This is a genomic window from uncultured Pseudoflavonifractor sp. (genome assembly GCA_904419835.1).
Classification (GTDB): Bacteria; Bacillota; Clostridia; order Oscillospirales; family Oscillospiraceae; genus Pseudoflavonifractor.
On sequence record CAJFTA010000018.1, the window covers coordinates 37,094 to 53,361 of the forward strand.

Below are 16,268 nucleotides of genomic sequence, written 5' to 3' on the forward strand. Positions count from 1 at the left end.
TCCATGAATATTTTCAAAAACTTTGCAAAACTTTCCCTGGCCCGCACCCGCCACATTCAGGACAGCGAGGACGTGTTCCAGGAGGTATTTGCCCGCGTTTTTATCCTCGTCCTTGAGCGGGAGGGGCCGTTTTTTCGTTTGTGAAATATCTATCGAATATATTACTTTTTCATCTAAAATTGTTTTATTTTTCTCAATTGTAAGTTAAAAAATAAACTTATTAAACAAGTGTTGACTTTTCTGGAAAGACAGGTATACTCAAGTTAAGGACAAGAGAAAGCATTTTTATATCAATCTCTCTCCTCCCACCGAACCGGCAAAATATGAAAGAGTGAGGCGTTGAACATGGGTATTTACGTGGTAACCGGCGGCTCCAGCGGTATCGGGGCCCAGATCGTGTCCAAGCTGAAGGAGCAGGGACACGAGACCGTCAACATCGACCTGAAGAACGGGGACATCTCCGCCAACCTGGCCACGGTTGAGGGCCGGGATTCCGCCCTGCGGGCGCTGTACGACCGCTATCCCGACGGCATTGACGCCATGATCTGCAACGCGGGCGTGTCGGGCGCCAGCGGGAATATCCCCCTTATCATCTCCCTGAACTACTTCGGCGCCACCGCCATGGCCTCCGGCGCCCTGGAGCTGCTTCAGAAAAAGCGGGGCTCCTGCGTGGTCACCTCCTCCAACACCATCGCCCAGGGCGCGGCCCGGATGGACGTGGTGGGCATGCTGAACAACCAGGCCGACGAGGAGCGCATTCTGGCCCTGGTGAAGGACTACGACCCCAAGACCGCCCATTCCTTCTACGCCGCCACCAAGTACGCCCTGGCCCGCTGGGCCCGCCGCATGAGCGCCGACTGGGGCGCCCACGGCGTGCGCATCAACGCGGTGGCCCCCGGCAACGTGCGTACCGCCATGACCGCCAAGCTCTCCCCGGAGCACATGGTGGCGGTGGAGGCCCTTCCCGTGCCCATCAACTACGGCACCAACGACCCGCTGATGAGCTCGGAGGACATCGCCAACGCCATCATCTTCCTCTCCTCGCCTCTGGCCCACGGCATCAACGGCGTGGTGCTCTTTGTGGACGGCGGCACCGACGCGCTGCTCAATTCCGAAAAGGTCTATTAAGAGGGGGTTTATTGATATGCTGATTGCGGATTTCATTCACGCCATGGAGAAAAAGGACTACAAAGCCATGTCCCAGTGCTTTGCCAGCCAGTGCCGGCTGTTTGACTACTGCACGCCCGAGGGTACGCCCAACTTCTTCGTCTACGGCCGCCGGGCCATGGACATGTTTTACCACAACAAGTTCATTCTGGGCGGCTTGTCCGTGTCCAGCCCCCGGATTGTGGACGAGCGGACCGTCAACTTCTACATCAGCTACGGCGGCATCATCAACCACGCCGTGGCCAACATTGAGAGCTACGATCCCACCACCGGCCTCATCAAGGAAATGGTCATCCGGCCCGCGTAAGACAGTCGCAAAAGGTGCAAAGCACCTTTTGCGAGCGGGATGCAGGCTGCCGCGCGCAGAACCTGTCCGCCGAAAGCGGGCGGGTTCCACGCTTGCAGCCTGAGAAGAATTTTCTCCGCCGCACATGCCGCCGGAGAAAATGGATTTTACCTGATTCGCGCCTGCGGGCGCGAACTCTGCGAGGCTTTCCCCATATGCAGAACATCCCCGCCCCGGAGCTTCCGGGGCGGGGATGTTGTCGTTTACGCCTTCTCAGGGCCGTAGAGGCTTTTGTAGTAGGACTCCGCCGTGTACAGCGCGGCGGCGGGGTTGTGGCCGGTGACCCGGTCCTTGGTCACCAGAGTAGTGCACAGGGCGTGGGAGTACTTGTAGAACAGGCTGTCGTGGCCCACACACAGGCCCACCACAATGTTCAGCTCCGTGCCCTGTTTATTGAGCAGCTTGGCCTGGAGGATGGGGTTGCACATGTTGGGGCCGATGGACTCGCACTCGGGGGCGATGCCCACCGCCGTCTTGCGCACCGCCCCCGCCTTGCAGGCCGCGCCGTACACTTCAAAGCCGTGGCTGCGGAGGATGCCCGCGGCAATCCGGGCCTCATGGAGCAATCCCACGCAGGTTGCAATGCCCAGCTTGTGATAGCCCATCCGGCGTGCAAACTCCACAATCTCCCGGATACGGGTCCAGCGGCAGTAGCCCTCGTACTCCACATCCGCCGCCGTGGTCATGACCCTGTGGTTTTCCGCTTCGTGGTAGGCCTCCATGGCCTCGTCCATGGCCTGCTTGTCCATGTGCTCGGTCAGGCAGAAGGGGGGCCGCCCCTCCGACGTCTGACGCTTGCAGCCCGCAACGCCGCAGTCGGCGCAGGAGCGGATGATTTCCTTGTCCATTGCGCAGCGCTCCTCTCTGTCATGCTGAATAAAGAATTGTAAAAAATTGATAAAATTATTTACAAATTTCGATATTTTTCATATAATATATCCGAAGAATGGTCCATATAAAAGCAGCGTCCGCCAACCCAAGAAAGGAGCCATGACATGAAGCAAGCTTCCCTTGAGCGCCTGGCCCGCCGCCTGGCCGCCGTCCTCGTCCTGCTGGGCATTGCCGCCCTGATTCTGTACGTCTGCTATATGGACGCCAACGCGGGAAAAATCACCTTTGACGCCGTGGTAAAGGAGGATACGCTTCTTCTGGGGGAGAGCGGACAGGACTACGTCTACATTCTGGTAGAGGACGGGGAGGAACAGCGTATTAATATCTCTCAAGACACCAGAATCACTGATGAGGATGGCCAGGCGCTGAACCTGACCGAAGGCGTGGAGCTGAAGGCGGGGCAGCCCATCCGGGTCAGGGCGCAAAGCCTTATGATTTACGAGCCGGTGTATACCTATGTCAACTGCTTCAAAATTGTAATTCTCTCCCCGTAGGCAAGTCAAACGGCCCGGCGCGAAACGCTTCGCGCCGGGCTTTTTCCATTTGCCGTAAACGCCTCGCAGAGTTCGCGCCCGCAGGCGCGAAGGAAATGAAATCTGTTTTCTCCGGGGACATGCGCCTCGGAGAAAACACTGCTCAGGCCGCAAGTGTGGCCCTTGTCCGCCTAATGCGGCCAAGGGCTGCGCGCAGCGGACTGCATCCCGCTCGAAAAAGGTGCGCTGCACCTTTTTCCGACTGTGGCTTTATTTTCTGGGGTCCTGGACGGGGCTGCCGTCGGCGGGCACCAGGCAGCCGTCCCTGTCGTACTTGAGGACGGTGATGTCCGAGCGGGTGTTTTTGGCGATCTGCTCCATCCTCATCTGCTCGGTGATGCCCACCACCAGGGAGTAGGCCACGCCGTGGCGCTTTGCCCGGCCGGTACGGCCGATGCGGTGGATGTAGTACTCAATCTCGTCGGGCACGTCGTAGTTAAAGACCGCGTCCACGTCGTCGATGTCCAGGCCCCGGGCGGCCACGTCGGTGGCCACCAGCACCCGTATTTTCCCGTCCCGGAAGGCCTGGAGGGTCTTTTCCCGGATGCGCTGCTGGATGTCCCCGTGGATGGCCTGGGCGGAGATGCCCCGCATCTGGAGCAGGCCGGAGAGCCGGTCGGTCATGTTCTTGGTGTTGCAGAAGGCAATGGCCCGCTCGTATCCGCCGTGGGTGAGGAGGGCTACCATGGTCTCCAGCTTGTCCCCCCGGCCCTCCAGGTCGATGCGGTACTGCTGGATGTCCGGCCTGTTCTCCTCGTCGGGCCGCACCACGATCTCCACCGGGTCCCGCTGGTACACCCAGGAGATGTCCATCACCTCCCGGGAGATGGTGGCGGAGAAGAGGCCCAGGTTCTTCCGGGACTTGATCTGGTCCAGAATGCGGGTCACGTCGTGGATAAAGCCCATGTCCAGCATCCGGTCGGCCTCGTCCAGCACCACGGTCTCCACCTTGTCCAGCTTCACCGTGCGCCGCTTCATGTGGTCCATGAGGCGGCCGGGAGTGGCCACCACAATCTGGGGGTGCTTCTTCAGGGTGGTAATCTGCTTCTCAATGGGCGCGCCGCCGTACAGGCACACCGAGCGCACACCCTCCTTAAACTCACACAGGTCCCGCAGCTCGTCCTGGATCTGGAGGGCCAGCTCCCGGGTGGGGGCCAGCACCAGTGCCTGCACCGCGTCGCTCTCCGGGTCGATGTGCTCCACCATGGGGATGCCGAAGGCAAAGGTCTTGCCCGTGCCGGTGGGGGCCTTGGCAATCACGTCCCGCCACTCCATAAAGTAGGGGATGGCGCCCGCCTGGACCGGGGTGGCCCGGACGTAGCCCTTTTTGTCAATGGCCTTCATGACCTCGGCCGAGAGGCCCAGGTCCGCGTAGTTGACAACTTCATTTACCTGTTCGCCGTTGATTTCCATGCTGATATTCCTTTCTTTTTGCCCTGATTCAAGGTCCCCACAAGGCGAAAAGAACCCTTTCAGCCTCAACGCCCGCCCACCCGGCCAGGCGCGACCCCAAATCAACGGAGAAATGGATATTTTCTCCTGTATTCGGTCAATAGTGTAACATATCAGGCGCAAATATGCAACGGATATTGGCGCCTGTGTTTCTTGACATTCGGGAGGCGAGCGGATACAATGTTACTCTGTTATAGTATGAGAACTGGAAGGAGGCGCGGGAGCATGAAGCTTTCCCTGGTCATCCCCGCCTATAATGAGAGCAGCATCATTGAGGCCACCCTCCGCACCGTCACGGCCCGGCTGGCGGAAATGGACCCGGACTACGAGCTGCTCATCGTGGACGACGGCAGCACCGACAACATGGCCGATCTGGTGCGGCCCTTTGAGGACGGCCACGTCCGCCTCACCGGCTACCACCCCAACGGCGGCAAGGGCAAGGCCGTCCGGACGGGTGTGCTGGAGGCCAGAGGGGACTATGTGTTCTGCACCGACGCCGACCTGGCCTACGGGCTGGAGAATATCCCCGCCATGCTGGACAAGCTGGCGGCGGGGGCAGACCTGTGCATCGGCTCCCGGCGGCTGGACAAGTTGGGCTATCAGGGTTATCCCCCCATCCGGCTGCTGACCTCCAAGGTCTTTGGCCTTCTGGTGCGGCTCTTCTCCGGCCTGCCCTACGACACCCAGTGCGGCATCAAGGGCTACCGCCGCGCCGCCGCCCGGGCCATCTTTTCCCAGTGCTCCACCGACGGCTTCGCCTTTGACTTCGAGGTGCTGCTCCGGGCCCGGAAGCTGGGCCTCACCGTGGAGCAGGAGGCGGTCCATGTGGTGAACCACCGGGAATCCAAGATCAACATTCTCCGGGACAGCGCCCGCATGTTCCGGGATATCTTCCGCATCCGGCGGCTGGTGGCCCGGGCATGAGGGGACGCATGTTGCAAAAGGAGCGGCCCTGGCTGGTCTTTGCCCTGATCTTCGCCCTGGTGCTGCTGCGCTTCTGCTACTACGGCTTCACCTACTACCCCCAGCTGGACGACTATATCCAGCTCCACAACCAGTCCGCCTACTACTCCGCCAAAGCGGTTATCCTGGATATGGGCCTTCTCTCCTCCCGGCCTCTGGCCTCGGTGATGGACTACTTCTTCTGGTCCCGCTTCTGGTCCTTCCTCATGGCGGCGGTGGCCCTCATCTCCGCCATGTACGCCGCCTCGGCCTGCCTGTTCCGCCGGGTGTGGGGGGAGTACTTCGGCACCGGGTATCTGTTCCTGGTGGTGTACGCCCTGCTGCCCCTGGGCATGGAGGGGACGTACTGGATTTCCGCGTCCAACCGGGTGGTGCCCTCCCTGTTCTTCGTGGCCCTGGCCATGTACCTGTTCCAGAAGTGGTGCCGGACGGGCAAGGCCCTCTGGCTGCCCCTCTACTTTGTCGCCCAGCTCATCTCCTTCTGCTTCTACGAGCAGGGGCTGGTGCTGTCGGTGACCGGGGTGCTGCTGGTGGGCATCATCGAGTTTTTCCGGGGCAACCGCAAAAAGAGCCTTTTCTCCCTGCTCACCTTTGTCAACGCGGGCATCTACTTCGCCTTCACCGGGTACTTCTCCACCTCCACCGGCCAGCTGGGCAGCCGCCTGAGGCTGACCCTGCCCTGGCAGGAGGGGTGGGACAAGGTGTTTTTCTCCGCCGCCGGTCAGACCGGCGAATCCTTCCTCATCGGCGGATACAAGACCCTGGTGGACGGCTTTCGCCGGGGGCTGGCGTGCATTGCCGAGGACTTCAGCCTCCTGTGGGTGCTGGTGCTGATGGCCCTGTGCGCGGCGCTGTTCCTGTTTGCCCGCCGCTTCACCGCGGAGCGGCCCGCGGGAGAGGCCGCCCTGCCCAGGCGCTGGGCCCTGCTGGTGGGCTTCCTGATGGCCCTGGCGCCGGTGACGCTGTTCTTCGTGCTGTCCAGCCCGTCGGTGGCATTGCGGAACACGGTGTTCTCCTTCTGCGGCATCGCCCTGTTCCTGGACGAGGCGTGGAGCATGCTGCTGACCAGGTGCCCTGCCCGGGGGCTGATCACCGGCGCGGTGTGCGCGGTGTGCGCGGCGGTGTTCTCCGTGGCGGCGGTCAGCGAGCTCCACGATTACCGCGCCACCACCCAGGCCGACCAGCGGGCGGCCAGGGCCATCACGGCCGCGGTGGAGGGGGACGAGGGCGCCATCGCCGTGCTCAACCTGGAGCCCAACTACCTGAGCGAGCAGAACTTCCTCTACCATGAGCACATCCACGGCGCCACCGAGAGCGCCTGGGCCCTGGCGGGCCTGCTGTCCTGGGCGGCGGACACCCCCGCGTTCCCCGCCGCCACCCCCGTGCCCATGGGCGGGCGTTACACCGGCAGCCTCACCGAATTCGGCGCCCTGCTGTGGTATGACCACAAAACCGGCACCGTCCAGTCGGTGATGGCCGTCCCCGCCGGGGAGGGCGTCTATGAAATCCAGACGGCGGGCGGCGATACGCTGGCCGCCGCCCAAGAAGAAAACGGCGCCGGCCGCCTTGTGCCCGCCGGAAGCTAAGGTGAATCATGAAAGAAAAAATTCTCCATCTCATAGAGGTCTTTGACCTGAAGCGGTTTATCAAATTCGGCTTCATCGGCGTACTCAACACCCTGGTGGACTTTGTGGTCTTCTACCTCCTCAACCGGTTCGTCATCAAGGACGGCCCCACCGTGGTGCTGCTGGGCATGACTATCGTGGCCGGTCCCTATCTCTCCAATGCCATCTCCTACGTGGTGGCCAACATCCACAGTTTTATCTGGAACAAGCTCTGGACCTTTCAGAAGAAAGAGCCCCTCACCCGCCGGGAGGTGGGCCGGTATATTGTGACCAGCTGCGGTTTCCTTATCATTTCCTCCATCGGCCTGTCCATCTTCATGTCCATTCTCAAACTGCCCGCCTTTGCCGGGCTTATCCCCGCCGGACTTATTCCTCTGGCCGCCAAAATTCCCAACACCTGCGTCACCATGTTCTACAACTACCTGATGAACAAGTTCTGGGTGTTCAAGTGAGCAAAAAGGTTCCCTCTCCAGTGGAGAGGGAACCTTTTTTTGCTCATTTCATCATTATGCATCCAGATTTTCGGTGCAGTAGCGGATAAAGGAACTGCCGGTATATACCGTATTCTGTGCCACCACAGGCTGGCTGATCTCCCACTGGTTGCCTGCCACATTGGTATGGATGGAGTACATGCCGGCCGCGGAGGAGGAGACGTCTACCCGGATAGAGTCGCCGGGATTGAGCTTGCACACCACCGGCCCGGTCTCAAATTCCAGCGTTACCTGTTCGCCGGGCGTATAGTCCCCCAGCTGATAGCTCAGGGAGGTAATGTCCTCCCGCAGGTTGTAGGCCACGCCGTCCTTGACCACGTAGATGCGGACCAGGAAGCAGGTATCCTCGCAGTCGGAAGAAACCTCCAGCTGTGCACTCAGGGTGCCCTTGATATAAGTCTCTTCCTCCACAGGGGCGCTCAGGAAGGTGAGGATGTCCTGCCGGCTGCCCGGCTCAGCCTCCGCCGCCAGCCCATTGTAGCCGTTGGTACCGTTGCCGCCGTTTTCGTCACTGGCCTGGAACACAGCGGGGTTGCTGGGGTCGTAGGTATAGGTCATGGCCGTCACTTCCCCGGCCTGCTGGTCCAGGGTGTTCTGGTTCAGGTAGAGCACATGCTCCTGACTGCCGTCGGTCAGCGCGTCCGGCTCGGTAAACCACTGCTCCCCGTCTACGGGGTAATAGGTCACAGCGCCCAGCTCCACCGCGGTGGGTTCGGTACCGTTACGCACGCTGTCAAAAAAATCTACCACGTAGTCGGCATAGTAATTGGGTGTGGTGGAGGTTCCCACATTAAGAGGCCAGTCCTCGCTGCCGGTATAGCTGTGGCCAAACTGGCTGACCAAAAAGGCCGACTGAGCTTTCTGTTCGGCAGAGAAGCTGTTCCAGATGGCGTTGCTATCCTCGTAGAAGATGTCATAGAAGTTTTCATAGAGCAAAACCGGGATGTCAATACCGGCAATGGCATCGTAGATATAGGAGCCGGCAGCCTCTGTCCGCCACCAGTCTCCGTCCTCAGGATGAGTAAGGATACCGGTCCAGTACGCATCCTGCTCACTGTACATCTCCACCGGCCAGTCGATGTAGGGGAATGTGTTGAACAGCGTCATATCCATGGTGTTGCCCAGAGCAGTGCCCTCAAAGCCGGCCGGTCGGTGCATCATGGCCTGCCAGTAGCCCATAAGGCCGATTTTGATGAATCCGTTCTGGTACCATGCATCATACCGGGTGCTCACCGGGCACTGCATGGAGATGGCCTTGATGTCATCGTGAGGTGCATAGAGGTGGGACATGGACGTAAAGCCCATGTAGCTCATACCATTGCAGAAGAGTTCCCCGTTGTAGAAGTCCTGCTGGCGGATCCAGTCCATTACCTGCAGTTCGTCATCTGTGTCGTGGATATAGGCCAGGAAGCTTTCGTACTGGCTGTTGGCAGTGCCTCTGGTCTGGATCATGACAAAGGCGTACCCCGCCTCCACAAAGGCCGAGCTGTCCGCCACACAGGATTCAAAGTACTCGGCGGTAAACTCCTCCGTTGCCGCCTGATAGCAGTTCTGGGTAATGACGGTGGGGAATTTCCCCTCCTTCTCCGGGGTGACTACCAGGCAGCAGATTTCCGTACCGTCCTCCATGGGTACAAACTCCACAGTGGCATAGCCGCCGCAGCATGGAATTGCCTCCTGCGCCGCTACGTTGGGAGAGGGTACAGGACTTACCGCCTCGGTGGGCGGTAGAGATGCAGAAGGGGACGAAGGTACTTTTGTGGTTGGAGTCTCACACGCGGAAAGTGTCAGCGCAAAAGATATTCCCAGAGCTGCAATGACTGCTTTTTTCATGTTTCCTCCTTTTCTGTCCTCGGCTTATGACTTCTTTCTACTTACTCCGACAGGAGTGTTGTCAAGGTTCTTGCCCTGTAGTATAATTTTTGCATAATTTTATCGTCTTTACAATCGTTAATTTGATGCATTTTGTTCAGAACAATCTTGCCGCCTGTCACAACAAATTTCTCTGTTTTGTCGGAAGGAAGGTTTACCATGTACCGCAACAGAACAAAAGAAAAACTCTACCGCGCCTTGTATAAGTTGGCCACAGACCGGCCCGTGGCTGAGGTATCTGTTTCCAAGCTGGTATCTACGGCTGGGGTCAACCGCTCCACGTTCTACTACCACTTTGAAAGCACTCAGGCGGTGCTGGAGGAAATGATTTCCGACTTCTGCAAGCAATATCTGCGCATTCTCTCCATACCCCCGGGAGAAACCGCCCATAGCATCAGTTCTGAGCATCAGCAAAAACTGGAAGATGAGGTATGCGCCTATGTGGCTTCCACCTCCGACGACATCCGTTTCTTCCTCTCCACGCACAACTATCTCACCTTCCGGAAGCAGTTCTTTCTCTGCTTCCAGGGCTACTGCCGGGATCACCAGGTTGTGCAGACGCTCCCCGGTGGGAAGGTACGCCCACTTAAGCGAGGAGTGGTTTATGATTATTACCTGCGCATGCTGGCCGCCCAACTACTGGAAATTTTGGAATACTGGGCAGAGCGAAATTTCAGCGAGGGTCCTGAGGATTTTATCCATCTGTTTGATGCGCTCCATAGCTCCACCATCTCGCTTCAGGGCTGACCGCGGCACATGTAAAAGGGGTTCTCTCTGGCGGCGCCGGAGAGAACCCCTTCCCGGGCCTTCCGCCCGGCATCTTATGCTTCGGGCGCCCCGTCCTGGAGCTTGGGCCTGGCGCCCGACTCGGCCAGAATCAGCACATCCCCGGGCTGGATGACCGTGCTCCCCGTGGGGATAACCGTCTCCTGGCCCCGCTGAATCAGCACAATCAGGTACTTGGGGGCATCGGGCGCCGAGGCGATGTCCGCCAGGGTGCGGCCGGATAGCCGGTGCCCCCGCTCCACCGCCATCTCGCTCAGGCGCAGGTGCTCCCGCTCCTCAAAGGGGTAGGCCGCCAGCACCAGCAGATCCCCCTCCTCCAGCCTGGTGCCGCCGTTGGGCACAATGGTGCGCTCCCCCCGCACCACCATGACAACCAGCAGATCCGACGGGAGGGACAGCTCCCGCAGGGCGCGGCCCAGCCAGGGGTGGCCGGACCCCAGGTGGATTTTGATGAAGCTGATGTCGCGCTCCTCCTGGTAGTCGGTGAAGGTCTTGCTGATGTCTCCGTGCTCGTCAATCATGGACAGGGCCCCCGCCACCCGGGGCAGCAGGGTGCCCTGGATGAGCATGGAGAGGAGGACGATGCAGAATACCAGGTTGTAGAGGTTATAGGTGGTCTCAATGCCGCTGAGCACCGCCGAGATGGCGAACACGATGGAGGCCGCGCCCCGCAGTCCGGCCCAGGACACCACCCCCACCTGCCCCAGCGAGGGGCGGAAGGGCAGCAGCAGTACGCCGGTGACCAGCGGGCGGGCGAGGACGGTGAGGAAAATCATAATCGCCAGGGCGGGCAGCAGAACCTGGGGCAGCTGGACCGGCGTCACCAGCAGGCCCAGCAGGAAGAAGATGATCACCTGGGCCACGCCGGTGACCACGTCAAAGAAGTGAACCAGGTATTTCTTCTGGGCCATTCTGGCGTTGCCCAGCAGGATGCCGCACAGGTACACGCTCAGGTACCCGTTTCCGCCCCACATGGCGGGCAGGGCGTAGGAGAGGAGCACCACGCCGAAGAGGAACACGGTGCGGCTCTGCTGGGTGGCGAGCAGGCTCTTTCCCAGAATCCACACCGCTATACGGCCCATCAGCAGCCCAGCCCCGATCCCCAGTGCCAGCTGCTGAACCAGCAGCAGGGGGATGGACACCTGCCGGCCGGACAGGAGGGCAATGCAAACGGCGGTCAGCATGTAGGACATGGGGTCGTTGGAGCCCGACTCCACCTCCAGCAGGGAGTCTGTGTGGTTCTTGAGGGCCAGCTTCTTGGACCGGAGGATGTTGAACACCGTGGCCGCGTCGGTGGAGGAGACGACTGATCCGATGAGCAGGCTTTCCAGCCAGGGCAGCCTGAGGACAAAGTGGGCGAAGAGGCCCACCGCCCCGGCGGTGCCCGCCACCCCCAGGGTGGACAGCACCACGGCGGGGGCCGCCACCGGCCGGGCGGCCTTCAGGTTGGTGCCGAAGCCGCCGTAGAACATAATGAACACCAGGCTGGCCGAGCAGATCAGGTTGACGGCCTCGTAGTCGTCAAAGGGAATGCGCAGCAGGCCGTTCTCCCCAAAGCACATGCCCAGGGCAATGAAGACCAGCAGCGGCGGGATGGGCAGCTTCTCCACAAAGCGATCCATCAGGATGCAGATTACAATGACAATTCCAATCAGGAGGAAGGCAGCATTCATTTCAAAACCTCGCAGTGTGTGATGTCTCCGGCCCGCTGGGCGCGCGTATGCCCGCCGGGGCCGGAGCATGCTCACCGGCGGCGGAACACGTGGACGCAGAAATTGGCCCGCACGGTCAGCTCCTCCAGATCGGAGAGCCGCGCGCCGCCCTCTTTGGGCGTCTTCCAGTAGTAGGGGGTCATGCGGAACAGGTCGGCCAGGTCCTGGCCGCGGGGAATAATGGTTTTCCCGGCCTTCACAATGTCCAGATAGTCAAAGCCCTCGTAGGGAATAGCCTCCTCCGGGTTCCGATAGGGCCTGTCGTAGAGCACTTCCTTCAGCTCCCACAGGTGGTCGGCGGCTGGCACCACATAGAGGAACACTCCGCCGGGGACCAGGACCCGCCGGAATTCGTCCGCTGCCAGGGGGGAGAAGCAGTTTACCAGCAGGTCTGCGCTCCCGTCCTCCAGCGGCAGATGGTAGGCCGAGGCCACGGCGAACTCCACGTCTCTGGTCCGCCTGGCCGCCCAGCGGAGGCAGAACTTGGAGATGTCCACCCCCGCCATGGTCACGCTCCGCCCGGCGGCGGCGAGGGCGTCATGGATGCCTGCGGTGTAGTACCCCTCGCCGCAGCCTGAGTCCAGTACCCGGGGCGTGTCCCCGGCGTATTGGAGGGCCAGCTGCTCCAGCGCCTCCCGCAGGTGGATGTAATAGCCGGCGGAGAGGAAGCGGTTCCGGGCGGCGGCCATCTCCTTGTCGTCCCCGGGGGCTTTGGAGTGCTTCTGATTGGCGGGGAGGAGGTGGACATACCCCTCCCGGGAAATATCAAAGCTGTGCCCCCTGGGGCAGGCGTAGGCCCCGTCCCGCCGCTCCAGGGGGGCGGCGCAGAGGGGGCAGCGGAACATACTCTCCATAAAATTCCTCTTTTCCGGCGGCCCTGGGGCCGGGATATGCTCTGATGTACTTTTGTATTATAGCATGATGAAGCGGACTGCCGCAAGCCGGAGGGACTATGCAGGCAGCATCGTTTACTTTTCACGGCCGTCTCGCTAAAATAGACCTATAAGAGGAAGCATATTCCCAGCGTTTTGGAAAGGATGGTTATGATGAAGAGACGCTTTGTACCCCTGCTGCTGGCCCTGGCCCTTGTCCTGGGCCTGGCCGCCCCCGCCGGAGCGGCGGGGACCAGCCCGATGGACGTCACCGACCCCAGTCTCATCCTCCCCGTCACCGCCGGGCAGGCGGCGGCGGAGAAGCTCAACGCCATGGGGTTGTTCCAGGGCGTTGGGACCACCGCCGGCGGCGCCCCCGACTTTGACCTGGCCCGCACTCCAACACGGGTGGAGGGCGTGACCCTGCTGGTGCGCCTGCTGGGCCAGGAGTACCAGGGCAGCCACGGCGGCTGGAAGAGCCCCTTTACCGACGTGCCGGGCTGGGCTGTGTCCTACGTGGGCTACGCCTACAGCAAGGGCTACACCAAGGGCACCTCGGAGACGGTTTTCGGCTCCATGCTGCCCATGGACGCCGCCCAGTACCTGACCCTGGTGCTCCGGGCCATGGGATATGAGGACGGCACCGACTTCCAGTGGGACAGCCCCTGGACCCTGTCCAACGCCCTGGGCATCACCGAATACGACCCCGCCAGCCCCGGGACCTTCACCCGGGGGACCGCCGCCGTCTGGGCCTGGAACGCCCTGGGGGCCATGTGCGCCGGCGGCGATGGCCTGCTGGTGGACCAGCTGGTTCGCAACAAGGGCATCACGCCCCAGCAGGGCGTTGACGCCGGCCTGCTCAAAAACTGCAAGGGCGGCGTGGCCCTGAGCCACAACATCCTGATCTGTAATCTGGCTGACAATATCATCCCTGCGCTGTGGCTGTGCGGCCTGCCGGAGGACGCCCCCGACCCGGAACTCACCTGGACCTCCTCCAATCCGGAGGTGGCCACCGTCTCCCCTCACTCCCAATCCATATGGATGGAAAATGAACACCTCATCGGGAATATTCACAAGGTGTCCTGCGGCACCACGGTCATTACCGCCACCTCCGCGGACGGCGCCATGTCCGCCTCCGCCACCGTCACCGTCATCGATACCAACAGCTACCTGGAGCTCTACGACGGCAGCGGGGAGCCGGTATACCGCAGCTATGAGATGTGGGCGGAGGATCCGGAAGAGTTTACCGCCAAAGTGATGCCCGAGCACACCGCCGCCGACAAGCACATCTCCTGGGAGCTGGAGGAAATCGTGGATCGGGAGTATGTGCCCGCCCCCGCCTCCGCCGCCGTGCTGGAGGTGCTGGACGCCGACCCGGAGGCGGGCGCCTCCACAGTCCGCGTTACCTTCCATCGGGCCGGGGACTTCATCCTCCGTTTCCAGACGGCGGACGCCAGCGGTTCCGTGCGGCTGGAGGTCAACGAGGCCTCCCCCGACGTCATCATCGACTGCGAGGATACTATCCGGGTGGGCGACTGGATGGACGTCAGTGTTGAGCAGGTCAAGTCCTACGACCCGTCCCTGGGCGTGCAGCTGTGGGAGAACTCCAACCCGGAGGTGGCCCGGCTGGGCGTGGCCTCCAACTTCAGCTCCGGCCTTGTGGCCGGCGTGGACGGTCTCAAGCCGGGCACCACCACCATCTCCGCCATCCTCACCGACGGCACCGTCATCTCCAAGACCATCACCGTCATTGAGGCCCTCTCCCCCATGGAGCTGTCCCTGCCCAGCTTCCCCGTCACCGTGGAGGGCTACGGCTCCAACGGGGAGCTGGCCTATCAGGTCACTGTCACCGGGGGTTCCTATGACTACGGCGACGGACTCCGCCTGCGGCTGGAGGGTACGATAGACTACATGCGCCCCGGAACGTCCCAGATTCTCCTCTATTTTGAGATCACCGACGACGCCACAGGAGAGCGGGTGACCAGGGCCGACATCATCCTGGACGGGGCGGAGGGGGCCTTTACCTATGTCCCCTCCGGCTACAGCCCGGACAGCTATGTCATCCTCTCCGAAGGCCACGCCTACACCCTGGAGTTTGTGCCCTGAAGCCCTTTTCCCCCGCGTAACCTGCGCCCCGGAAGTCTTGCCCCGCAAGGCTTCCGGGGCATTTAATTCCATGCGGGGCGGGCGCTTTCCGCTCAGGCTTTCTGAAACGCTGAGACCGGCGGCGGCCCTTTGACCCGCCGCCGGTCTGGCTGCTGTTCCGTTTATTCTGTTTTCTCCCCACGGTCCGGGCAGCCCGCCTCGGGCAGGGCCGCCTCCTCGTTCTTAATCTCCCAGTGGATGAGGAAGGTGAGGGCCGCCCGCAGCAGGATGATGGCGCCCACCAGGGCGATCTCGCTCAGGTCCCGCACCACCACGGTGCGGAGAATCTCGCCGCCCAGCTTGAACTCCAGGGCCATGGCCAGGCCCTGGGCCAGCTTCAGGCGTGTCTCCGGGTCCCGCTTCACGTAGTGCACCACGCCCAGCACGCCGGACACCAGCAGCACGGCCACACCCACCCACTCAAACAGCATGATGCCAAGCTCCACGGCGATTTCCAGGGCGGCATGCAGATACTCCATCCACTCCATTGTGTTCCCTCGCTTTTCCCATATTGCCCCCGGAGGCGGCTTTTTTGCCATTATACCGGGTGACAGGAAATTGCACAAGGGATTTTCTGCCGGGCAAGAGATTTTTCCTGCGGTTTCTCTATCCTTTTTTCCGCAAATGTGATACAATGTCTGCCGCATGTAGATATTACTATATTTCAAGGAGTGCGACATGATCACAGTTACCGACCTGGGCCTGGCATACAGCGGCCAGCCCCTCTTCTCCCATGTGGATCTGCAGTTCGTCAAGGGCAACTGCTACGGCATCATCGGCGCCAACGGCGCAGGCAAGTCCACCTTTCTGAAAATTCTCTCCGGCGAGCTGGAGCCCACCAGCGGCGAGGTGTCCATCCTGCCCAGAACCCGCATGTCCATCCTCAAGCAGGACCAGAACGCCTACAACCAGTACACCGTCATGGACACCGTCATCATGGGCAACCAGCGGCTCTACGACATCGGCAAGGAGAAGGAGGCCCTCTACGCCAAGGAGGAGATGACCGAGGAGGACGGCATCAAGGCCTGCGAGCTGGAGGAGGAGTACGCCGAGCTGGGCGGCTGGGAGGCCGAATCCGACGCGTCCCGCATTCTCCAGGGCCTGGGCATCCCGGTGTCCATGCACTATGACGTGATGGAGAACGTGGACGGCCGCCTGAAGGTGAAGGTGCTGCTGGCCCAGGCCCTGTTTGGCAGCCCGGACATCCTGATGATGGACGAGCCCACCAACAACCTGGACATCAACGCCATCAACTGGCTGGAGGACTTCCTGCTGGACTTCCCCGGCACCGTCATCGTGGTCAGCCACGACCGCCACTTCCTCAACACCATCTGCACCCACATCGTGGACATCGACTACAACAAGATCAAGATGTATGTGGGCAACTACGACTTCTGGTACGACGCCTCCCAG

Annotated in this window: 15 protein-coding genes; 9 read left to right on the forward strand and 6 right to left on the reverse strand. The window is 61.2% G+C overall.

Going from position 1 to position 16,268, the window contains the following annotated elements; translation table 11 throughout:
• Positions 1-345 precede the first annotated feature (345 nt).
• A complete protein-coding gene (locus QZY67_RS05195; RefSeq protein ID WP_294537023.1) occupies positions 346-1,128 on the forward strand; it encodes an SDR family oxidoreductase in 783 nt (260 codons plus the stop codon).
• Between the two features lie 16 nt (positions 1,129-1,144).
• Positions 1,145-1,474: a hypothetical protein gene (locus QZY67_RS05200; protein ID WP_294537021.1), complete on the forward strand. Its 330-nt coding sequence runs from the start codon at positions 1,145-1,147 to the stop codon at positions 1,472-1,474.
• A gap of 242 nt (positions 1,475-1,716) precedes the next feature.
• Here the strand turns inward: QZY67_RS05200 and QZY67_RS05205 are convergent, their stop codons facing one another.
• Positions 1,717-2,361 (reverse strand): DUF1847 domain-containing protein, encoded by a 645-nt coding sequence (locus QZY67_RS05205; RefSeq protein WP_295368867.1) that lies wholly within the window; start codon positions 2,359-2,361, stop codon positions 1,717-1,719.
• A 147-nt stretch (positions 2,362-2,508) separates the two neighbouring features.
• Here QZY67_RS05205 and QZY67_RS05210 point away from each other — a divergent pair, with 147 nt between their 5' ends.
• Positions 2,509-2,898 carry a hypothetical protein gene (locus QZY67_RS05210; RefSeq protein ID WP_295368868.1) on the forward strand — a complete coding sequence of 130 codons (390 nt, stop codon included), beginning with the start codon at positions 2,509-2,511 and terminating at the stop codon, positions 2,896-2,898.
• 249 nt (positions 2,899-3,147) lie between these two features.
• Here the strand turns inward: QZY67_RS05210 and QZY67_RS05215 are convergent, their stop codons facing one another.
• Positions 3,148-4,350 carry a DEAD/DEAH box helicase gene (locus tag QZY67_RS05215; RefSeq protein ID WP_295368869.1) on the reverse strand — a complete coding sequence of 401 codons (1,203 nt, stop codon included), beginning with the start codon at positions 4,348-4,350 and terminating at the stop codon, positions 3,148-3,150.
• Positions 4,351-4,614: 264 nt separating this feature from the next.
• On the opposite strand from QZY67_RS05215, the gene QZY67_RS05220 reads away from it, so the two are divergent.
• The 3 genes from QZY67_RS05220 to QZY67_RS05230 are packed head-to-tail and all read left to right on the forward strand — an operon-like array spanning position 4,615 to position 7,429.
• On the forward strand, positions 4,615-5,313 hold the full coding sequence (locus QZY67_RS05220) for a glycosyltransferase (RefSeq protein WP_295368870.1): 699 nt from the start codon (positions 4,615-4,617) through the stop codon (positions 5,311-5,313).
• An 8-nt stretch (positions 5,314-5,321) separates the two neighbouring features.
• On the forward strand, positions 5,322-6,938 hold the full coding sequence (locus tag QZY67_RS05225) for a hypothetical protein (protein ID WP_295368871.1): 1,617 nt from the start codon (positions 5,322-5,324) through the stop codon (positions 6,936-6,938).
• Between the two features lie 8 nt (positions 6,939-6,946).
• Positions 6,947-7,429 (forward strand): GtrA family protein, encoded by a 483-nt coding sequence (locus QZY67_RS05230; protein ID WP_295368872.1) that lies wholly within the window; start codon positions 6,947-6,949, stop codon positions 7,427-7,429.
• Between the two features lie 54 nt (positions 7,430-7,483).
• Here the strand turns inward: QZY67_RS05230 and QZY67_RS05235 are convergent, their stop codons facing one another.
• On the reverse strand, positions 7,484-9,097 hold the full coding sequence (locus tag QZY67_RS05235; protein ID WP_295368873.1) for a CocE/NonD family hydrolase: 1,614 nt from the start codon (positions 9,095-9,097) through the stop codon (positions 7,484-7,486).
• Positions 9,098-9,499: 402 nt separating this feature from the next.
• Between QZY67_RS05235 and QZY67_RS05240 the strand changes: the two genes are divergently transcribed.
• Positions 9,500-10,087, forward strand: a complete 588-nt coding sequence (locus QZY67_RS05240) for a TetR/AcrR family transcriptional regulator (RefSeq protein WP_295368874.1) — start codon at positions 9,500-9,502, stop codon at positions 10,085-10,087.
• Between the two features lie 74 nt (positions 10,088-10,161).
• Here the strand turns inward: QZY67_RS05240 and QZY67_RS05245 are convergent, their stop codons facing one another.
• Complete coding sequence (locus tag QZY67_RS05245) at positions 10,162-11,799, reverse strand: potassium/proton antiporter (protein WP_294536227.1); 1,638 nt, start codon at positions 11,797-11,799, stop codon at positions 10,162-10,164.
• A 71-nt stretch (positions 11,800-11,870) separates the two neighbouring features.
• Positions 11,871-12,692: a putative RNA methyltransferase gene (locus QZY67_RS05250; RefSeq protein ID WP_295368875.1), complete on the reverse strand. Its 822-nt coding sequence runs from the start codon at positions 12,690-12,692 to the stop codon at positions 11,871-11,873.
• A gap of 192 nt (positions 12,693-12,884) precedes the next feature.
• On the opposite strand from QZY67_RS05250, the gene QZY67_RS05255 reads away from it, so the two are divergent.
• On the forward strand, positions 12,885-14,816 hold the full coding sequence (locus QZY67_RS05255) for an Ig-like domain-containing protein (RefSeq protein ID WP_295368876.1): 1,932 nt from the start codon (positions 12,885-12,887) through the stop codon (positions 14,814-14,816).
• 161 nt (positions 14,817-14,977) lie between these two features.
• On the opposite strand, the gene QZY67_RS05260 is transcribed toward QZY67_RS05255, so the two are convergent.
• The gene (locus QZY67_RS05260) at positions 14,978-15,334 is read right to left on the reverse strand and encodes a DUF1622 domain-containing protein (RefSeq protein WP_295368878.1); all 357 of its coding nucleotides are present in this window, start codon (positions 15,332-15,334) and stop codon (positions 14,978-14,980) included.
• A 199-nt stretch (positions 15,335-15,533) separates the two neighbouring features.
• Here QZY67_RS05260 and QZY67_RS05265 point away from each other — a divergent pair.
• Positions 15,534-16,268: ATP-binding cassette domain-containing protein (locus QZY67_RS05265; RefSeq protein WP_295368877.1), on the forward strand; the 735-nt coding region annotated here is incomplete at its 3' end.

Coding starts and splice junctions, on each gene's coding strand:
- QZY67_RS05205 (WP_295368867.1), bottom strand. CDS start 2,361: ATGGACAAGGAAATCATCCGCTCCTGCGCCGACTGCGGCGTTGCGGGC.
- QZY67_RS05220 (WP_295368870.1), top strand. CDS start 4,615: ATGAAGCTTTCCCTGGTCATCCCCGCCTATAATGAGAGCAGCATCATT.
- QZY67_RS05225 (WP_295368871.1), top strand. CDS start 5,322: ATGTTGCAAAAGGAGCGGCCCTGGCTGGTCTTTGCCCTGATCTTCGCC.
- QZY67_RS05235 (WP_295368873.1), bottom strand. CDS start 9,097: ATGGAGGACGGTACGGAAATCTGCTGCCTGGTAGTCACCCCGGAGAAG.
- QZY67_RS05245 (WP_294536227.1), bottom strand. CDS start 11,799: ATGAATGCTGCCTTCCTCCTGATTGGAATTGTCATTGTAATCTGCATC.
- QZY67_RS05195 (WP_294537023.1), top strand. CDS start 346: ATGGGTATTTACGTGGTAACCGGCGGCTCCAGCGGTATCGGGGCCCAG.
- QZY67_RS05250 (WP_295368875.1), bottom strand. CDS start 12,692: ATGGAGAGTATGTTCCGCTGCCCCCTCTGCGCCGCCCCCCTGGAGCGG.
- QZY67_RS05200 (WP_294537021.1), top strand. CDS start 1,145: ATGCTGATTGCGGATTTCATTCACGCCATGGAGAAAAAGGACTACAAA.
- QZY67_RS05240 (WP_295368874.1), top strand. CDS start 9,500: ATGTACCGCAACAGAACAAAAGAAAAACTCTACCGCGCCTTGTATAAG.
- QZY67_RS05260 (WP_295368878.1), bottom strand. CDS start 15,334: ATGGAGTATCTGCATGCCGCCCTGGAAATCGCCGTGGAGCTTGGCATC.
- QZY67_RS05255 (WP_295368876.1), top strand. CDS start 12,885: ATGAAGAGACGCTTTGTACCCCTGCTGCTGGCCCTGGCCCTTGTCCTG.
- QZY67_RS05210 (WP_295368868.1), top strand. CDS start 2,509: ATGAAGCAAGCTTCCCTTGAGCGCCTGGCCCGCCGCCTGGCCGCCGTC.
- QZY67_RS05230 (WP_295368872.1), top strand. CDS start 6,947: ATGAAAGAAAAAATTCTCCATCTCATAGAGGTCTTTGACCTGAAGCGG.
- QZY67_RS05215 (WP_295368869.1), bottom strand. CDS start 4,350: ATGGAAATCAACGGCGAACAGGTAAATGAAGTTGTCAACTACGCGGAC.